At 33.6% G+C, this 20652-nt stretch carries 16 protein-coding genes; 7 read left to right on the top strand and 9 right to left on the bottom strand.

Annotated elements, in window-relative coordinates; all coding sequences use genetic code 11:
• Positions 1 to 12: 12 nt before the first annotated feature.
• From Q1A60_RS05205 to Q1A60_RS05190, 4 genes are read left to right on the top strand one after another with little or no spacing between them, the layout of a single operon-like run.
• Positions 13 to 2367 (top strand): ABC transporter permease, encoded by a 2355-nt coding sequence (locus tag Q1A60_RS05205; RefSeq protein ID WP_299767242.1) that lies wholly within the window; start codon positions 13 to 15, stop codon positions 2365 to 2367.
• Between the two features lie 24 nt (positions 2368 to 2391).
• Positions 2392 to 3135: a DUF2807 domain-containing protein gene (locus Q1A60_RS05200; protein WP_299767243.1), complete on the top strand. Its 744-nt coding sequence runs from the start codon at positions 2392 to 2394 to the stop codon at positions 3133 to 3135.
• A gap of 14 nt (positions 3136 to 3149) precedes the next feature.
• Positions 3150 to 3827 carry an ABC transporter ATP-binding protein gene (locus tag Q1A60_RS05195; protein WP_299767244.1) on the top strand — a complete coding sequence of 226 codons (678 nt, stop codon included), beginning with the start codon at positions 3150 to 3152 and terminating at the stop codon, positions 3825 to 3827.
• A gap of 10 nt (positions 3828 to 3837) precedes the next feature.
• Complete coding sequence (locus Q1A60_RS05190) at positions 3838 to 5259, top strand: TolC family protein (protein WP_299767245.1); 1422 nt, start codon at positions 3838 to 3840, stop codon at positions 5257 to 5259.
• 348 nt (positions 5260 to 5607) lie between these two features.
• On the opposite strand, the gene Q1A60_RS05185 is transcribed toward Q1A60_RS05190, so the two are convergent.
• From Q1A60_RS05185 to Q1A60_RS05165, 5 genes are all read right to left on the bottom strand, one after another.
• A complete protein-coding gene (locus tag Q1A60_RS05185) occupies positions 5608 to 5910 on the bottom strand; it encodes a hypothetical protein (RefSeq protein WP_299767246.1) in 303 nt (100 codons plus the stop codon).
• A 373-nt stretch (positions 5911 to 6283) separates the two neighbouring features.
• On the bottom strand, positions 6284 to 7033 hold the full coding sequence (locus Q1A60_RS05180) for a response regulator transcription factor (protein WP_299767247.1): 750 nt from the start codon (positions 7031 to 7033) through the stop codon (positions 6284 to 6286).
• On the bottom strand, positions 7020 to 8768 hold the full coding sequence (locus Q1A60_RS05175) for a tetratricopeptide repeat-containing sensor histidine kinase (protein WP_299767248.1): 1749 nt from the start codon (positions 8766 to 8768) through the stop codon (positions 7020 to 7022). The genes Q1A60_RS05180 and Q1A60_RS05175 overlap by 14 nt, the downstream gene beginning before the upstream one ends.
• A gap of 96 nt (positions 8769 to 8864) precedes the next feature.
• A complete protein-coding gene (locus Q1A60_RS05170; RefSeq protein WP_299767249.1) occupies positions 8865 to 9290 on the bottom strand; it encodes a hypothetical protein in 426 nt (141 codons plus the stop codon).
• A gap of 59 nt (positions 9291 to 9349) precedes the next feature.
• Positions 9350 to 9856 (bottom strand): hypothetical protein, encoded by a 507-nt coding sequence (locus Q1A60_RS05165; protein ID WP_299767250.1) that lies wholly within the window; start codon positions 9854 to 9856, stop codon positions 9350 to 9352.
• A 1047-nt stretch (positions 9857 to 10903) separates the two neighbouring features.
• On the opposite strand from Q1A60_RS05165, the gene Q1A60_RS05160 reads away from it, so the two are divergent.
• Positions 10904 to 11050: a hypothetical protein gene (locus tag Q1A60_RS05160; protein WP_299767251.1), complete on the top strand. Its 147-nt coding sequence runs from the start codon at positions 10904 to 10906 to the stop codon at positions 11048 to 11050.
• A 121-nt stretch (positions 11051 to 11171) separates the two neighbouring features.
• On the opposite strand, the gene Q1A60_RS05155 is transcribed toward Q1A60_RS05160, so the two are convergent.
• The 4 genes from Q1A60_RS05155 to Q1A60_RS05140 form a co-directional block, all read right to left on the bottom strand.
• Positions 11172 to 11579, bottom strand: coding sequence for a hypothetical protein (locus Q1A60_RS05155; protein ID WP_299767252.1), 408 nt, complete (start codon positions 11577 to 11579; stop codon positions 11172 to 11174).
• A gap of 9 nt (positions 11580 to 11588) precedes the next feature.
• On the bottom strand, positions 11589 to 11774 hold the full coding sequence (locus Q1A60_RS05150; protein WP_299767253.1) for a hypothetical protein: 186 nt from the start codon (positions 11772 to 11774) through the stop codon (positions 11589 to 11591).
• 115 nt (positions 11775 to 11889) lie between these two features.
• Positions 11890 to 13761, bottom strand: a complete 1872-nt coding sequence (locus tag Q1A60_RS05145; RefSeq protein ID WP_299767254.1) for an ATP-dependent helicase — start codon at positions 13759 to 13761, stop codon at positions 11890 to 11892.
• A 3-nt stretch (positions 13762 to 13764) separates the two neighbouring features.
• Positions 13765 to 15849: an AAA family ATPase gene (locus Q1A60_RS05140; RefSeq protein WP_299767255.1), complete on the bottom strand. Its 2085-nt coding sequence runs from the start codon at positions 15847 to 15849 to the stop codon at positions 13765 to 13767.
• 525 nt (positions 15850 to 16374) lie between these two features.
• On the opposite strand from Q1A60_RS05140, the gene Q1A60_RS05135 reads away from it, so the two are divergent.
• Positions 16375 to 17985, top strand: coding sequence for a M14 family metallopeptidase (locus Q1A60_RS05135; RefSeq protein ID WP_299767256.1), 1611 nt, complete (start codon positions 16375 to 16377; stop codon positions 17983 to 17985).
• A 9-nt stretch (positions 17986 to 17994) separates the two neighbouring features.
• Positions 17995 to 19731 (top strand): M14 family metallopeptidase, encoded by a 1737-nt coding sequence (locus Q1A60_RS05130; protein ID WP_299767257.1) that lies wholly within the window; start codon positions 17995 to 17997, stop codon positions 19729 to 19731.
• The last annotated feature ends 921 nt before the right edge of the window (positions 19732 to 20652 follow it).

The following is a 20652-nucleotide window of genomic DNA, read 5'->3' as shown; positions in this document are numbered from 1 at the left end:
AAATAACACCTCATGTTTAAAAATTATTTCAAAATAGCTATCAGATCCTTATTAAAACATAAGGGGTATAGTTTTCTAAATATCTTTGGTCTGGCCGTAGGTATTACTTGCGCAAGTTTAATCTTTCTTTGGGTAGAAGATGAGCTTAGTTTTAATACAAACTTTGATAAGCAAGACCAAGTATTTTACGTACCAACTAACCAGCAGTATGAAGGAGAATGGAGAACATTCTATTCTACGCCAGGTCCTCTGGCGCAGGACATGAAAAATGAAATTCCAGGAATTATAAGAGCCACACGCTCTAGCCTACAAGAATCTTTGTTTACAGTTGGAGATAACGCTATTATAAGACGAGGACGCTATGTAGATCCAGATTTCCTTGAAATATTCAGTCTAAATTTTATTGAAGGTGATAGATCCAATGCATTCAATAATCCTGAGGCTATTGTTTTAACTCAGGAAGTTGCAGAACAACTTTTTGGCAAAGAAGAAAAGGCACTTGGTAAGATTGTTAGAATAAATGATAAGGATAATTACTCAGTCACTGGAGTTATTGAAAATTTACCAAAAAATATCACCTTTACGTTTGATTGGGTAGCTCCTTTTGAGCGCTATCAAGAAGGAGAAGATTGGATGTCATATTATGGAAATAATTTCTCAGATACGTTTGTTGAATTGTCACCTGAAGTAGACTTTGCTACTGTAGATGCAAAAGTGCGTCAATTAGTACAACAAAAAGACGAAAACAGCAATACCTATGCTTTTTTACATTCTATAAAAGATTGGCATTTACGATCCAAATTTGAAGGAGGAAAAATCATTGGTGGTCGTATCTCTTATATCCGATTATTTATCATTATTGCTTTTGTGATTTTATTGATTGCCTGTATCAACTTTATGAATTTATCTACCGCTAGGAGTGAGCGACGTGCCAATGAAGTGGGTGTGCGTAAAGCGATGGGTTCTAGTAGAGGAAAACTGATTGCACAATTTATTTCTGAAGCTGTTATTTTATCTTTTATTGCCACCTTAGTGAGTCTCATATTATTGGCTATTTTATTACCACAGTTCAATCAAATTATCGATAAAAACTTAACCCTTGGATTATCGCAACCGTTTCATATTATATCATTAATAGGCGTAGCAATTACCTGTGGATTATTGGCAGGCTTATATCCTGCGTTTTATTTATCCTCTTTTAAACCAGTTGAAGTATTGAAAGGCCTAAAAATTACAGAAAATTCTGCTGTTTTTATACGAAAGGGATTGGTTGTAGGTCAATTTACAATATCTATTGTTTTTATTATTACAACCATTTTAGTGTATCAACAAATACAGCATGCCAAAAGCAGAGAACTCGGTCTAGATAAAGACCAATTATTATCTATGCCTATAGACTACGATTTTATTCCGAATTTTGATTTAGTGCAACAAGAATTGATTCGAACAGGCTCTGTTGAAAACGCTACTCTATGTAATTCTCAACTCCTATCTGGAGGGAATAATGGTTCTGGTTATCGTTGGAAAGGAGGTACAGATACAGAAGATGTTTTAATATCTTCTAGAAATGTAACGGAGAGTTTCTTTGATACAACAGGCATGGAAATTATAGAAGGAAGAGGGTTTAGTACGAATGTTAAGGCTGATAGTTCTAATGTTATGATTTCTGAATCTCTAGCAAAAATGATGGGAGATACAGATCCGATAGGAAATATTATTACCCGAGGAGAAAATGAAATGACAGTGATTGGTGTCGTTAAAGATTATGTATATGGAAATATGTATGAAGCCAGCGATCCTGTATTATTCATGCATTTCCCAAGCTACGCACGTCATATGTTTATTAAAACAAAAGAAGGTGTTCCTTTGGATAAAGCCATTTCTGATATTGAGACTATCATGAAGAAACATAACCCAGCTTATCCATTTGAATATACCTTTATAGATGAAGCTTTTGATGCTAAATTTAAAAATGAACAATTAATAGGAGAACTATCTCAGATTTTTGCCATTCTTGCGATATTCATTTCCTGTTTAGGTCTATTTGGTTTGGCTACTTATACAGCAGAGAAGCGTCGAAAAGAAATTGGGGTACGTAAAGTATTAGGTGCTAGCATTACAGCTATTGTAAAATTATTATCTAAAGACTTTTTGAAGTTGGTTTTAATCTCTATTGTAATTGCCATACCAATAGCCTGGTATTATATACAAGATTGGCTTCAAGATTATTCTTACCGAATAGATATCAACTGGTGGGTATTTATTATAGCTGGGCTATTAGCCATTATGATTGCCATGTTTACAGTGAGTTTTCAGGCAATTAGAGCAGCTATTGCAAATCCAGCAAAAAGTTTAAAAACAGAATAAATCAATCAATCAAAATAACATCATATGAAACCTATAAAAAGTATCGTAATTGTACTCTTGATTTGTATAAGTCAAGGCCTAAGTGCACAAATAAAAAAAGATGTCACCTCTTTTAACAAAGTTATTATTAGTCCTCATATAGAAACTACATTTGTACAAGGAAACGAAGAGTCTGTAACGATTCTAGAAAATACCTTATCAGATGATATTGTAAATATTGAAGTAAATGGAGGAACCCTTAGAGTCTATTTAGATAATGCAAAAACAACGACCAAACATAACAAAATAGTTGAAAATGGTATGAAGAAAAGCATCCCTATATACAAAGGAAAAGTCTTAACCATCAAGGTAACCTATAAGGATATTGATAACTTATCCTTGCGTGGAGAACAACAGATTATTTGTGAAAGTCTGATTGATGTTGAAACTTTTAAGCTCAAAATTTATGGAGAGTCTGAAGTATTTTTTAATGAAATTAATTGTAATGATTTTGATGTTGACATCTATGGTGACAGTCAATTAACTATTCAAAAAGGGACTACTGAAAATCAAAATATAACAGCATATGGTGAAGGGGAAATAAACCTTATTGCTGTAGATAATACCATGTCAAAACTTAAAGCATACGGCGAAGCTCAATTTAGAGTACAAGCATCAAAACGTATAAAATTTTCGGCCTTTGGCGAAGCAGCATTGTATTATAAAGGAACTGCAAAAGTGAGTAAAGGAGTAAGCTTCGGAGACTCAAAAATCAATCGCATAGATTAAATAAAATAAAGAAAATGAAAACAAAACTTTTAAGTGTAAACCTAGCATCACGCACTGTAAATTCAGGTAGTAATAAAGTTACTTTGTTAGATAAGATTGATTTACAAGTCAATGAAGGAGAATTTATCTCTTTAATGGGTCCCTCTGGTTCTGGGAAATCTACCCTACTCAATTGTATAGGAATGTTAGATAATTTTACAGGTGGAGGATATACCTTTCTGGGAGAACCCGTTCACAGTATGAAAGAAAAAAACAGAACTAAACTCTATAAAGAATATATTGGTTTTGTATTTCAAGCGTATCACCTTATTGATGAACTCACGGTTTTAGAAAATATTGAAACCCCTTTATTATATAAAAATGTAAAGTCATCAGAGCGTAAAGCTTTGGTTGCAGATATGCTTGATCGGTTTAATATCGTCGGTAAAAAAGACTTGTTCCCTTCACAATTAAGTGGTGGTCAACAGCAACTCGTAGGTATTGCAAGAGCACTGATCTCAAAACCAAAACTTCTGCTAGCTGACGAACCAACTGGAAATTTAAATTCAAAACAAGGAGAAGAAATTATGGAATTATTTTCAGAATTGAACAAGGAAGGTGTCACCATTATCCAAGCGACACATTCTGAAAGTAATGCCGCTTATGGATCGCGAATTATTCATTTACTAGACGGTAAAATAACTTCCGAATAACTAAGAAATTATGATACGTACATACCTACTATATGCCATCATTAGTTTGATGGGTTGGACTACTTTTGCTCAAAATCAAGTCGAAAAGACCTATTCTTTAGCTGAGTGTATTACCATAGCACTTGAAAATAATCTTGATATAAAATCAGCAGCTATACAAGCAAATTCAGCAAAGGTAAATCACCAACAATCAAAAGCAGAATTATTACCTAGCATCAACGGAAATTTTAATCTAGGGGTTAATACAGGAAGGAGTATCGACCCATTTACCAATGATTTTATTAATCAAGAACTCACCTTTTCAAATGCAGGACTCAGTATCAATGCTACTGTTTTTAATGGCTTTAGACTTATTAACACCACCAAACAAAACCGTTTAAACAGAAAAGCTTCCGAAATGGAGCTGGAAGCAACCAAACAAGACATTACCTTACGAGTCACACTTGGCTACTTGCAAGTACTCAATAGCAAAGCCATTCTAGAATTAGCAGAAGCACGATTAAAAGTCACCCAACAACAACTCAAAATCCAAGAAGACTTTTACAAAAACGAATCCGGAAACCCAGCAGATTATACCGATATCTTAGGACAAGTTGCAAGTGATGAAACCAATATTGTTATTGCCAGAAATAGTTGGAATAGTGCTCGATTAAATTTAATGCAATTATTGAATGTGAAAGATATGATCGCTCTTGACACCAAAGACTTTATGTTAGCCATTAAAGCCTACGATCTATCTGCCGATACTGTATATCAAGATGCTGTACAAAACTGGATCACATTTAAAGCAGGTGAATTACGTGTTGAAGCTGCAAAAAAAGGCGTAAGCATAGCAAAAGCACAATTTACACCAACCGTATCTGTTTTTGGAGGCGTTAATACCAATTATTCAAGTGCCGCACAAACTTTTACAGCTGTTGGCTCTAGCATTGTAGAAACAGGTGATTTCATTACGTTAGATGGCCAAAACCTATCTGTTTTAAGTGAAGAAACAAACTTTGATGCTCAGCGTATTGGCTTTAGAGATCAACTAGACAATAACCTAAACACTGTTATAGGGCTTTCAGTACAAGTTCCTTTTTTTAATGGTTTAAGAGCAAAAAACAATGTACGACTTGAAAAAAATAGAGTTGATGAATCTATAGTTGCCCTAGAGCGGACTCATGTAGATATTAAAAATACGATTACACAAGTTCATTTTGATATGACAACCGCCTATTTACGGTATAAAAGTTTTCAAAAACAAGTAGAAGCCTTTCAAGAATCTTTTAGAGTCAATGAAATCAGATTCAACAACGGGATCTCAAATTTTTTAAATTATATCACAAGTAAAAATAATCTAGAAAATGCCAAAGCAAACCTCATCAATGCGCAATATGAGTATCTATTACGCGTAAAGATTTTAGAATATTACAGAGGTAATTTTGGTTAAGCTATTAGTAAGAAATAGAATATATACTATTAAATTAAGGGATGATGTATACGCTTTCGCGAAAGCGGACTAATGAGACTTCCCTGCCAGCAAGCAAGTTCACAACTATAGAGAGAACCAAGCGATAAAACGTATACAGAAAAAAGGCTATCTTCCCCAGATAGCCCTTTCGATCAATATAATCTCACATATGTAACAAATCATTAATAAACCATATTGATCAAACAGGCAATACTATGCTAATTCACCCCTTATTTTATTCGAATTATAGTAGTAAGAAGATGCCTGTTTTTAAAATGTATACGCTTTCGCGAAAGCGTATACCATACAACCCCTAAGAGTATATTTTTAGAAGTAACACTCTACTCCTGAATCATTAATATTTATAGTAGGTCCATCTGAAGATGAACAAAAACGTGTCGTATTTGTACCATCGGGTGTTTCTATAGAAACAATAATGGCAAATGTCTTAGCGCAACCTGGAGCTGGATCAGTAATCAATTCTGCATTAAGTGGAATCACACCTCTATTTTTAGGTTTATCAAGAATCCCTTGTACGATCTCAGTAACATTACATGCTGGTCTTGTAGAAGATCCTGGCTTGTCCCAAGAATAAATCGCCGAATGAACTTTATATCTATATGCCCCCATAATCATCTATAATTAGTAAGTAGGTTACTTGTTTTTAATTTCTAGATTAAAACTACAGAAGAAAAGAGGGTAAAAATGGAAAAATGGAACAAGACCCTACTTTTTACCCATAAAACAGAAAGAAGATGGTATGAAAAAATAGCTGAACCATCATTTAAGAACTCACACTATAGTGAGTCTGTCTGGTTATACTCAGTCCAAAGCAACAAGTAAATCAATAGTTCTCGACTGCACTCGAACGGACAAGAATCAATTCATAAAAAATGAATTATAAGAAGAATAGATAAATATCGTATTCAATTTTTGTTTCCCCACAAATAACTAAAGACTACCGACTAATAGCTACCGACTAATAAGCTAAAAACGAAACAAGTTATCGTAATGTACGCATACGCTTTACGATATCTTTGTAGGTATCACTAAGGGTTACTTTATGGTTTCCTGATAAGATAATCAAGTTATCAGCTAAGATTATCTCTTCTACCTTTTCAAGATTGGCAATATAATTTCTATGTGTACGGTAGAAGTTATTATTATCTAATAACTTTAGAATTTTTGTAAGTGATATGAGAATCACAAACTTTTCTTTTTCGGTAATGATATTACAATACTTCTCCTCTACTTCAATATAGATGATATCAGTAATGCGAACTTTCTTTAGTGACTTCCCTTTTTTAATAAAAAGATACTCATCACTAATCACTGTATCTTCTTCATCTCCTAAAAACACATCCTGTTGCGCATAAAACTTCTCGACAGCCATTTCTATAGCGTACAGTAGTTCTAACTCATTAAAAGGCTTCATGAGGTAACTAAAAGGCTGTGTAAGCTTTGCTCTTTGAAATATCTGACGATCTGTAGAACTTGTGAGAAATACAAAAGGTTTTGAGGCATTCGGTACGGCATTAATGGTTTCGGCAAAAGCAATCCCATCGGGTACTCCATTTAGAAAAATATCTATAATAACAATATCTATTTTACCAGATCCATAAAATAATGACAATGCTTCTTTGAGACTAGTAGCAACACCTACCACCGAAAAATTGTTTTCTTCAAGGGTCTTTACAATCCTATCACTCTGAGCAGGAGTATCTTCTATGATAAGTACATTAATAGTATCCATCTGGAGGTATTTTAGATAAAGATACGATCATTTTTGTACCTTTTCCTAACGTGCTTTCTATAAAGAATGTCCCATTATTTTTTTTGATCATAGACTTACAGAGTTGCATTCCTAAACCAGAACCTATAATATCTTTATTCTCTTTTTCTGAAGTCACGATGGTTTCCTGTAATAAATTCTGCCGAGTCGCTTCACTCATTCCTAACCCTGTATCTTCTATCACCAAATCACAAAAGCCTTCTTTTGTATGCTCTGTATATATCTTAATAGCACCTTCAGCATTTGAAAATTTGATCGCATTATCAATGATATTTCTCAAAATAATTTTTAACGATTCTTGATCTGCAAACACTTTATCCTTTTTAGGGACCGTGTTTTCAAAATGAATATTCTTTTCTTGCAACAATGCTTTATAATTATGCGCTACCTGTTCTACAATAAAAAATAAACGCAACTCCCCTACTTCAAAATACGATTGCTTCGTCTGTAACAATGCCCAATTCAATAAGTTATCTAGTAGATTATAAGCTCCATTTACAATCGAACTATTAGCGTGTAAAAGTGTATTTACTTTCTCTAAGTTTTTAGCTTCCAGATTATCTACGAGTTCAGTGTTACTGGATTTTAAGGCATGTACAGAAGAACGCAAATCATGACTTACAATAGAAAACAATTTATCCTTTGTTGCATTGAGTTCATCAAGATCTTCTTTCTGAGCACTAATGATTTTATTGCTTTTTACTTTTTCTCTATAAAAATAAACACCCGTTCCTAATAACAAGAGTAAGATCACAGACGAAAGCATCAACCCATTCTTTTGTGCTTCTTTTACTTTATTTTCTGCTTCTAAGAGACTTACTTCTTTTTGTTTTTGCTCTACTACAATTTGCTTTTCCAATTGAAGTACTCTCGCTACTTCGTTTTGACTATTCAAAGAATCTTTAGCAATATTAAATTCTTCTATATATTGATATGCTTTCTCAGGGTTATTAAGATATTTTTCAATCTGATACATATTAAACGAAGCATCTGCTTTTAATGCGTATGCATCTGTATACGTTGATAAATCATATGCTTTTTGATAATAAAATATCGTTTTATCGAATAAATCTTTATAATCATAATTAGTTGCTAGATTCCCATAAGCACCTATCAATCCTAAAGTATCTTTTTCTGCTTCTAAAAAAGCTAAATTCCTTTGTAAGTACGCATCAGCCTTATCGTATTCGTCTAAGTGTAAGTAACACAATCCAATATTTGCCTCAATATTACTTCTTCGTAATCCTAATAACTTCTCATCAGGAACTGTTTCGATGCGTTTTAAATATTCTAAGGCTTCATTGTATAGGCTTTGTTCCAATGCAATTTCTCCTAAAAAAATTTGAACATGAAGCGCAAAATCAAAATTCTCTTTAATTTTTAAAAATTCACTTTTAGCTTCATTAAAAACTCCTTGTTGTTTAAAACTATAGCCACGTAAAAAGTGAGAAAAATTAGTAAGTGCAGTATCTGAATTTTCTAAAGTGAGGACCTTACTTGTATACAATAAAGTAGAATCCCATTCTTTCTCTAAAAAAAAGGATTGTGCCTTCTTAAAGTCAATTTCTTGTACTAAAGCATCACTCCTATTGACAACATATTGCTCAAATGCGCTATAAACTCTTTCTTGTGCATACAGTTTTGTAGAAAAAACACAAAGAAATAACACTAGAAATATCTCAAATCTATACACCATACCCCGAATTTTAGTTACAATGTAACTAAAATAAAGAGCTAAAAAAAGCAGCGAATTTTTATTCGCTGCTTTTCATATATAAAATAATAGATATTATTAAGTAGATGGCTGTACTGTTGTCTTCTTTCCTGAAGACGTAATTGGATCTGTATCCATAAGATATAATGTAATCTGATCATTAACGGCTAGTGTATTGCAATTATAACTAGCTGTAATAGTATATTCATATACATAGTCAGGTGTTTCTTCGGAATGATCATATTCCAAACAAAACTCTGTACTCGATTTATTTACCATAAATGTTAATGGAGATGTATTATTAGCATCTATGTATACATTAAATGAAAAATAAAAAATAGGAAAATTTTGATCCTTCTTTACAGATATATTAAAAGGATTTGGTAAATGTGTTTCGGTCACCTTATTCGCTCCTAAGGTACTATTGAGTATTTTGCTTCCAGGTTTTACTGTACAAGCAATCTTTGTAGTAAAATCAGATGGTGAAATTGTTTGTGTGCTCATAGTCAATTAAATTTGAGTTAATATATTAAGTAGGTTATTAATAAATCATTTGTGTATTCTTACGTAGACGGCTGTACAGTTGTTTTTGTACCTTTTGATGTTATAGGATCTTCATCTACTAAGAATGTAGTGATTTCAGGAATCGCTGGGTTAACCACAGTAGCACCGTGGTGTATTTCAAAACTAACCTCATAAGCATAAAAAGAATTTGATCTCATTTCTGCAGCATTGTACGCGATATAAAACATTGGAGAAGCGTAGTTGTTATTCCAGTATACTAATATTGGATTCTCTTCTATACAATCTTTAGATTCTACATTAATAAATACAATAGCACTTACATTAATGGTAATTGTATTCACACCGTTTCCATTATTCACTATAGTATAATCTGCTTCAACAAGAGGAGGTAACGGTCTTTTAGAACGGTTATTATCAAATTGGATTTCAATAGGATTAGAAGTACCTGCATTATTTTTAGGAGTATTTGGTCCCTTAGTTAAAAGAATATACCCATCAGGTACAATTACAGGATTACAATTCGTAGTAGTTGATTGCGTGTTCATAATACATTAGATTTTGAGTTCATAATTTAATAAGTAGCTTTTCACAAATAAAGAATAAAGAATTTGAATATTTGAAAAAAAATGGAATAAAACGCACTTTTACAGGTATGAAAGTACCAAAAACATAGTATAAGACTATAATTTTAAAGAAAAAACTTACAAATTGCTAATTTCTTAATACTAAACGAATAAGCTGTAAAAACCCCTCTAAACCCCAAAAAGGAATACAAACATAGAGCCTCAACCCATAAACCCAAAAGAGAATACAAACACAGCTCCTCACCTCTCCGAGGGGAGGTGGATGTATTGAGGTAACGAAATACAGACGGTGGGGAGAAGCCCCCTAACCCCCAAAGGGGGAATACATGAAATTACTCCCTTATTCCTTCATTATTGAAACAAGTTCAGCATAGGCTCTACCCTTCTCCCCAAGGGAGAAGGGATTGTTTTGAGATAAAAACCGAATCACCTTTCCCCGACCCTAAAGGGTGGGTGATTCTAAACGTATACATGTTAGATTTTTTACTCCCTTCAGGGTAATAATATTTAATTCAAAGAGTTAAGTATGAGTTTCCCCTCTAGTAAGAGGGGACTAAGGGGTGTGTACTCATTGAGAAAAATATATAGTTAAACACGAACTCTCATTCACACCTCCCTAACCCTTACTTCAGCAAGCTCAGCACATCGCCTTTCTAGGAGGGAATAACAGATCGTAACCTATTTTTTATTTATGAATACTCTTTAACGTTGCACTCTCCCTTTGGTCGTGAATCTCGCAAGCTCGATTTCGCGAAAAGATATATAGCACCTTCATCATTTCGACAGAGCGAAGCATGAGCGACGAGCCTGCCTGCCGTAGGTAGGAAATCGCATAACAAGCCCCCTAACTCCAAAAGGGGAATGAAATTAGTTTCCTATGCGATCTCTCCAAATATTAATGGAAGATGTTACAACTAGAAATAGAGTACTACTCTAATTTAGAGTGTTACTCTATTTTGAATACCCAATCTCAAAAAAGACACTCACTTTACCGATCATTTGTATAAGGTGGGAAAACGTATTCCTATAGAAGTGGTAGACTATCTTATCATTATTGAAGAGGGCTATACCCCTTTTGGCGATGAAGGTGTTATGAACCAACTCAAAACCTCTGGACGCTGTGAAATTGTAGACCCTAAAAAAAAGGCATTATAACAATGGAACATCGAAACGGAAAGAAAACAGGCTGTTAGGCAAAACAAACTGGATATTGCTAAGAAAATGAAGAAGAAAGGCTATGATATTGTTACGATAAAAGAACTTACGGGATTGAGTGTTACTGTGGTTGGGAAGCTTTAGTTTTTTTGAATACTGCTTTCTTTCTAAGTTCAAGGTAATCTTCCCATAAAATCTCATCTAAATGATCTATATGATTTTCTACAAATTTCACACCGCCTTTAGTTAATTTACCAACTATTTTAAAAGGACCCCAAGATTCTAATTTCATCAATTTTGCAGGCACTAAATGTGAATTTTTATAAGAAATCTTGTATTCTTTTTCATCTAAATCTTTTGTTTCAAAATGACTCCTATCCATTGGTATATTTTCTCCACGATATTCAGATGTTGATAACATTCCTCCAAGAAAATGCGTTTCATCTTTTCCTGCATAAAAAATAATGTAATGTTCACCAGCACCTTTCTGACGGTTTTTTGCTTCTAATATATCTCCTCTTTCCAACATACTTTTATTTTAATCTTTATTCCATTCTTTGGACAACATAGTCACATTTCGGATTTCTTTAAATGCTTTTATAAGGTCTTTATCTAATTCATCAATTTCGCCGTTAGCATATTCTCTATGTTCTTTCGAAGAAATTATTTCTATTATGATTTTTTTATAAGTTTCATAAATTGGTTTGCGTTCTGGATAAGCCATGTTACTCAAGTATTAAGATTAGTAATTTCAGAGACACCTATTTTATTATTATAGTTACTCTTATCTTATTTAATTTGGTTCCCATTTTTCAATATCATGAAGTTACTTATAATCATCATATGTCTTGTATATTGACTATGTTATCTTTCCCAAACCAATCGATTAAATTAGGCATCCCAGAACCAGTATCCGACAGCATTAATATAACCAAATTCTCCTTAGCCCTTGAACAACAAACATAAAAAAGATTATTCATTAATTCTTTTTTACTCTCTTTCCAAGGTACAAATTCATCTTTTTTATTATAGCTACCAAATTCTTGAGAAATAACTTTATCAAATCCACGATATTTATACCATCGATGATCATCATCAATTACAAATAGAACATTTTTAAATTCGTCGCCTTTTGTGCCATGCTTTGTGGTAAATGGAGTGAACTTTTGAGTATAACTATTGAGGTTTCTAAATTCTTGATATTTAACTTCTCTTAGTGCGTTATAAAATATAATGTCCTTTTCTAATTTATCCTTCTCTTCTTGAATTTCAATAGTTGCAATGTCAACAGAAATTTTCTTAATAAACTTCTCAATATTTTTAGGCATTTCTAATACTTTTTCATCAAAAACGAAATCCAACATAGCACCAATAGTTTCATTATTTGCATTTTCTTCTAAAGTTATTAGCTTATTGAATATTCTCTCTTTATCTGAATGTTTTTTTAAATAAAAATGTGATTCATCTTCAGAATCTTCAAAACCATAAATTCTAAGAAAGTTCATTACCTCATTATATTTCTTTTCCTTAAAGTAGGTTAATAAGTTTTCGATTCCATTTTCGCGATTTAAGGACAATTTCTTATCCAAAGAACCTAAAACAAATTTCACAAATCTATCTTCCTTATCAAATAGGTTATTTGTAACACTCAATGAGAACCAATCATAGTAACATTGAAATAGATTTCCAAACCCACCCATTTCTGCAATTCTTTTATTGGCAAGCATTAGTATTTTAGCTTTTTTTCCATCATTAAAATCCCAACCATTTTTTGATAAATAGTTAACTATTTTATCATAGTTTTCGTTTTTATCTTCAACGTTTCCATTGCAATGAATTAATTTAACACTTCCTTCTAGTATATCTAACTTTCCTTCTGGTAAAGTTTGTTGAATATTATTTCTTATTTTATTAAGAAACTCAATCACTTTTATAGAAGAACGATAATTCTCTGATTTAGGTATTAGTTTTAATTGATAAGGTTCCTCTCCAATATAGTCATCAAGTGACCCTACACCGTTGTCGTATATTTTTTGATGTGAGTCACCAAAAAAACCAAGCATAACTTTTGCTTTATTTTTATTCAATAAGCTATTAATTAGTGTATCAATCGTTTCAACTGCTGTATCCTGATATTCATCAATTAATATATAAGGATATTTGTTCTGAAAAATTAAAGACAATTTTTCGTATTCTTGAAACATATATTTTGCAAGGATAATTACATCATCATGATGTAGAATTCCTTTTTCGAAATTACGGTAAGTAGTTTCATTATATTGAACATCAATATTTTTAATTCTATCTTTTAAATCTTTACTATATTTCCTTTTATAAGAAGCTTGTTTATTGGCAGACATTCCTGTAATCTTTTCTGTTTCAGAATTAAACATTTCTTCATTAAGTCGGCACAATTGAATTTGAAGTTGCTTTTGATATAACTTAATACTGTCCCATAAGAATTCATGAATAGTAGATACTAATACAATTGGATTATTTTCTAACCTGTTTAATATTTCATTTTTTGCAACATTCGTATATGTAATGCAAACTATTCGCTCTCCATTATATTTATATGATTGTCCTTCTTTTTCAATTAAATAGTTAATTGTTTGAATTAAAGTATAAGTTTTTCCTGAACCTGCTCCAGCTTCAAGAACAAAACTTTTATTATTTTCTATGGAACTAATTATGTTTTCTATAGCTGTCATATTCTACTTTTCTTTTGGAATAAACACACACATTCCAGCTAACCATTCCAACCCTTCTTTAATATATTTTGGAACACTCCATTTCCCATAAATATCTTCTTCAAAAGTCATTACATCAAATGCGAAATTTGTTTTAGATTTAGAACTACTTGGAGCTAAATCATAATTTGACTTTGCATTTAGATTTTCCGTTGTAACTTTCTTAAATTTACTAAACTGGTTCTTATTTTTTACATCTTTAATACTACCATCTGCTTCTTTAATTGAAGTCGTACCATTAATTAAATCTTTATTTTTAATTATAAATGATTCTTCAAAACTCCTTCCCGTTTCTCCACCTTCTGCTTCCATAATTTGATAAGCTACTCTAATAAGATGTTCTTCAATTTTTTGTTCATCAGTCGCTGTTATTAAATCTGATATTTTTGTCATTTTTGGCAGCCATTGAATAAGTGTTCCATTAGAAGTTACTTCATCATTCTCACCATTGTTTACAGGACATTTTTCCCCACCTTCAACTTTTGAGTCAATATCAGTAATAATTAAAGTTTTTATAGATATGAATGACAATAGTTCTAAGAATTTATGAGTATACGCTCCTCCAATTTCGAGTGTAGCTACATATTCATTTTGCAAATCAGGAGCAACTTTTTGAATCATTTGCGGTAACAACATTCGTTCTGTAACCCCTTCAATCAAAACAGCTTTATCAGCAAAGAACAAATCGCATTTATGAAGAGTCAAATATTGTTTTAAGAATCTAAATGTTTTCTTGTCATCAATTATTTTTAATTCATTAAAATCTTGAGCAATAATTTTATTATCTTTTCTGTTAAAATATCTAATTCTATTGAATCCCTTATCATTATCCATTCCTGCTTCTGAAATCACATGTGATGAATGTGTTGTTAGTATTAATTGTACGCTAACTCCTTCTTTTCGAGCTTCCTCTAAAATTCCATTTACATTACTAATAAATACTTGTTGCATTTGGGGATGCATATGAGCCTCTGGCTCTTCGATTAAAACCGTTAGGAACTCAGATAATTTTTCTTTTTTTGCGTTTTTAAACTTTTCAACAAAACTGGCTAATTCCAAAATCATATATATCAGATTACTGTAACCAAGCCCATTATAACTTTCTGGTAGATCTATTTCATCTTGTTTATAAAAATATTTAATGTTCCTTTTTATTACATCTTCTGAATTAAAACTAGAATCAATATTAATATCTGGAATAGTAATTGGAGTGTTTGCTCCGAATTTTTTTAAACTTTTAATGATTTTAGCAAGGACAATTTTATATTTTCCCTTTAAAGTTTCTTCTACTTCCGTTAATACTTTTTCTAAATCAAGTACATCTTCAGATGCTTCATCTCTTTGATTATAATAATTCGAAAAACCAAGAGCAAGAGTGTTATTTCTATCTCCTTTTTTATCATCTAAAATGCGTAAAGCTTTAATGTCTTCAAACGAAACTACTCTCTTGATTTTATCTCTATAATTACCTTCAATCTCTCTCTTGTAATTTGAGTTATTGATTGTATCTAGAGCATAGCATCTTAATTGATAGTATTCTTTTATATTTTTATGTAAAAAAGGGATTAACTCTTCAGTGCTATCCTCTCTATTTATATAGGACTTAAACATTCCTAAAGTATTTTTGGGAGAATAAATAATCTGAATAATTGCATCATTTCTATCAGGATCTAAATCTGTTATAAATTGACTTAAATTAACTATTGAATCAACTTTTTTATCATATTCAATTTCAATTTGCAAACTAATAGCAGGTGTATTCTGTATAATTTCTTCTTCAATTTTCTCCTTTTCTTCTTCATTCACTCCCTCTGTAGACATGCTTTCATATAAAGCTAATATCTCTCTAAATTTCAAATAACAGCTTTGTGAAAAATCTTCAAAAGATATGTCTTCTTCACTCTTTCCTGTGAACATTTTAATCGCTTCAAAGAACGAAGTTTTACCGCTATTGTTACGGCCAATAATTAAAGTTATATCATCTTCAACACTTAAATAAATATCTTCTAGAAGCCTGAAATTGGTAATTTTTATATTAGTTATTTTCATTTAAACAATTTATTAATATAGTTAATTGAATACAAATCTTGTTTTAGCCAATAACTCTATAATCAATTACTTATTAACTAATTATACGAGAAGTTTAAACTTACAAAATCAAAAAGGTTTATATCATAAATAATTGATTATGTTACTATTTAAATCCATTTCACTCACTTTATACTTAACTCTTATTATCATTTCGCAAAAAAAGTATCCTACCCACATCCCAAAAATACCCTACTCCAAACCAACACCCTTACGGAAACCCGTAACAACAAAACATATATTATCCTTACTTACTTTCGCGAAAACGAACCTCAAAAAAATACATGTAAGACACCACTCCAAAATGTTAATCCCTCTTAAAAATTCCTTAACGCTTCTTAAAAATTTCCCATTAAATAGTACTTTGAGCAACATAAAGGAATTTAGAAACAGATCCCGCTGAAAAAGCGGGATTAGTTTAACGTACAATGTTGAATTCACCCTTCGGGTTTTTCAATATTGAGTTTCACTAATAAACCAACATTAATGAATTACAAATCACTACTCTCACTATTTGTAGTAGTTTCGATGTGCTTTACAACCCTAGCACAAACCGACTATCGCAATGAACAGCAAGTCACCGCAACGCTGCAACGTCTTGCCTCTCAAAACACACAAGCCAAACTCACCTCGCTTACCAAAACCAGCGGCGGAAAAGATATTTGGATGCTTACGCTTTCTGATGGGAATCCAGAAAGTCATCCTGGTATTGCTGTTATGGGCGGTGTACAAGGAGATCATCTATTAGGTACCGAACTTGCACTAAACATGGCAGAAAGCATCCTCACCAACCATCCTGAGGTACTTACAAAGACGACTTTTTATATCTTCCCAAATCTAAGTCCTGATGCCACGGCGCAGTATTTTGCAGCGACCAAGTTCGCGAGACAAGGCAATGCCACAAAAACCGATGATGACCGTGATGGTACTTTTGACGAAGATGCTTTTGAAGATCTCAATCGCGACGGACTGATTACCATGATGCGTGTAGAAGATCCTACGGGGCCTTACCAACTCTTGGAAGAAGACAACCGTATTCTCGTAAAAGCAGATCCTAATAAAGGCGAGCGTGGGAATTACAAACTATATACCGAAGGGATTGATAACGATAAAGACGGTGTTTTTAATGAAGACGGACTCGGTGGTGTGTATTTCAATAAAAACTTCACCTTTAATTTTCCGTATTTCACTAAAGGATCAGGAGAGCATCCTGTCTCTCAAGTAGAGCATCGTGCCCTACTCGACTTCTTATATACCCAATGGAATCTGTATGCGATTCTTACGTTTAGTGATGCCAATAACCTTTCGAAACCCTTAAAATACAATAAAGGTGGTGCTTCTAAAAGAGTGGTGACAAGCATCTTAAAAAATGACGAAGCCATTAATAAAATGCTTTCTGAAGCCTATAATGAGTTCGTTCCTAAAGAAAATGCACCCAGTGGTGCTGCACAAGGCGGCAGTGCTTTTGAGTGGAGTTATTTCCACTTTGGAAGATTGGCGATGAGTACACCGGGATGGTGGCCTAAAAAATTTGAAGGTGACTCGATTAACAAAGCGCCTAAAAATGAGAAAGCCAATTTCCTTGCCTATGCAGAAGCTGAAGGGATCAACAATGCGTTTATTCCGTGGCAAGAAGTGCAACATCCTGACTTTCCGAATCACAAAGTAGAAGTCGGCGGAATCCACCCATTTGTGATGAAAAACCCACCGTATGCGATGGTGGATAGTATTTCGAGCAAGCATACCGACTTTATCCTAAAAGTAGCGACCATGCAACCCGAATTACAACTGGTGAATCTACAACAGGAAAAAGTCGATAAAAATGTGACAAGAATCACCATCGATTTACATAACGACGGCCTCTTACCGACGCATACCGAAATGGGTGATAAATCCCGATGGTTACGTAAGATCAATGTCTATCTGAAAACCAAAAATAATCAGCAACTTATTTCTGGAAAATCACGACAGGTCATCGAAAAACTGGACGGTGATGGCACGCTTACCATGAGTTGGCTCATTCAAGGGTCCGGCAGTGTTACGATAGAAGCGACGGTTCCGCAAGCAGGAACGGCAACAAAAACGATCAACTTATAAACCAATCAGATGAAAAAATATATACTTACAATCGCATGTGTTCTGATGGTATACGCTTTCGCGAAAGCGCAATCAGCACAAGACATATTTCAAGCGGTAGGAACGCCTTCCAATCCGAAAGTGAACGTGGCTTTTAATCAATATTACACCGCCGAAGGATTGGCAGCCATCGGTAAAAAAATCGCCGATGCACACCCTAATTTAGTCAAACGTACATCTATTGGAAAATCCACACAAGGACGAGATCTCTGGATGCTCGCTATTACTGATTACAGTACAGGAGACGCCGATCGCAAACCTGGGTTTTACCTCGACGGAAACATTCACTCTAATGAGATTCAAGGAGGCGAAATTAGTACGTATACGGCTTGGTATCTGACAGAGAGTTTTGGGAAAGTACCGTATATCACAGAGATGCTCAAGGATCGGGTGTTTTATATCGTAGCGACCATCAACCCGGATGCGCGTAATAATTATATGAAAGAACCCAATACGGGAAATACGCCACGTGCAGGGATGATTCCGCTAGATGATGATAGTGATGGGCTTTTTGACGAAGATGGCTTTGATGATTTGGATGGCGATGGGTCGATTACCCAAATGCGTCGTAAGAGTGCTACAGGGAATTTTATTATAGACCCTAGAGACCCGAGAAAGATGATTCGTATTACTCCAGATGATGTGGTGACAGGACAGCGTTATGAGCGATTAGGAGGCGAAGGGATTGATAATGATAATGACGGACGTATTAATGAGGATATTCCTGGGTATTATGATCCAAACCGTGATTGGGGATGGAAATGGCAACCGGATTATGTACAGCGTGGGGCGTATAAATATCCGTTTTCTGCTCCAGAAACCAGAGCTGTTGCCGACTTTGTAAAGTCACGTCCTAATATTGCAGGAGCGCAGAGTTTTCATAATAGCGGGGGTATGATCCTTAGAGGTCCTGGCGCCGAAGAAGATCTTGCGACCTACAATCGTGCAGATGTAGCGATTTATGATGCGATTGGTCGAAAAGGAGAAGAAATCCTTCCTGGGTATCGCTACCTGACGGTGTATAAAGACTTATACTCTGTATTTGGCGGAGAGCTGGATTGGTTTTATGGCGGTCGTGGGATTTATACGTTTACCAATGAAATCTTTACAGGTTTTGCGTATTATAAGAATAAAGATGGAGGGCGTGACCAAATCTATGATGCCGAAAAAGATTTGTTATTAGGCGATGGCTTTACACCGTATAAAGAATACAATCACCCGACATACGGACTGGTAGAAATAGGTGGATTTAAAAAGAATACAGGGCGTGCAACGCCTGGTTTTATGCTTGAGGAAGAGGCACATCGTAATATGGTGTTTGTGTTTTATCATGCGTTCCATATGCCGCATTTATCTGTAGGTGATGTGTCGATAAAGTCTTTACCAAATGGTCTAAAAGAAGTAACCGCTACGATCGTAAATGATCGCTTAATGCCAACGCATGCAAGTCAGGATTTAAAATATAATATTGAACGTCCTGATTACATAACGCTTTCAGGAGCAAAAGTATTAGCAGGCATGATTGTAGAAGACGCCGATTTTAATGTAACCCAAGAACAGAAAAACAAACCTGAAACGATTCGTGTAGCGAATATTCCGGGTAATAGCACCGTGATGGTTCGTTGGATTGTAAAAGGTGGAAATAATCTTAAAATCAAAGTTGATAGCGCCAAAGGCGGGGTTGTGGAGAAGAGTGTGAAGCCATAAAAATTAGCCGTGTCCGGCTAAGACGTAGGACCGCTTCGCTCTAATACATAAGACGTAAGATCAATTTTCAATCATTTGAGAAGTAGTTTTATATATGTGAAGTCGTAGAAATTAGCCGTGTCCGGCTAAGACGTAGGACCGCTGCGCTCTAAGACGTAGGACGTAAGACTCTATATTTAATCATTTAAAAAGTCAATAGTAAATTGACCTTAGAAAATTTTACGTAAAAAATGAATTAAAGCGAAGGGTTAAGCAAAAATCGTCGCAGGCTAAAAGTATATAAATAATTAAAAAAAGAATACTTATATAATGATTCTTGAAAACTACATACCCTTATTTTTGTGCCGTAGTGAAAGAAATTTTTAGTAAAATTTTCTTACGTCTTGATTTTTTTGATTCGTTTTTTCATCAAGGAAAAAATGAATACTACAGAGTAGAATGAGAACGAGTTCTTAGTGTAAATAAGCTATTAAGGTTTTTAAAATGAGTACTCTAAGATAAAAGCAAATTATTGACTTGATGTGATTCTGAAACAAGTTCAGAATGACGTATCTCATTGTCCGTTCGAGCCTGCCTGTTCGGCAGGCAGGCGCAGTCGAGAACTCTTGTTAAGAAGGTAGTTTCTTAGTAAACCTCTAGACTGCACTCGAGGGGACATAGGACAGCTGAACTGTAAGACGTAGGAAATAAGACTCAATTTTTAATTATTTTGAAAAGTCAATAGTAAATTGACCTTAGAAAATTTTACGTAAAAAATGAATTAAAGCGAAGGGTTAAGCAAAAATCGTCGCAGGCTAAAAGTATATAAATAATTAAAAAAAGAATACTTATATAATGATTCTTGAAAACTACATACCCTTATTTTTGTGCCGTAGTGAAAGAAATTTTTAGTAAAATTTTCTTACGTCTTGATTTTTTTGA

Origin of the sequence: uncultured Dokdonia sp. (genome assembly GCF_947492535.1) — a bacterium.
Taxonomy (GTDB): domain Bacteria; phylum Bacteroidota; class Bacteroidia; order Flavobacteriales; family Flavobacteriaceae; genus Dokdonia.
The sequence above is the reverse complement of the archived record's forward strand: the minus strand, read 5'-3'. Positions and strand labels throughout refer to the sequence as shown.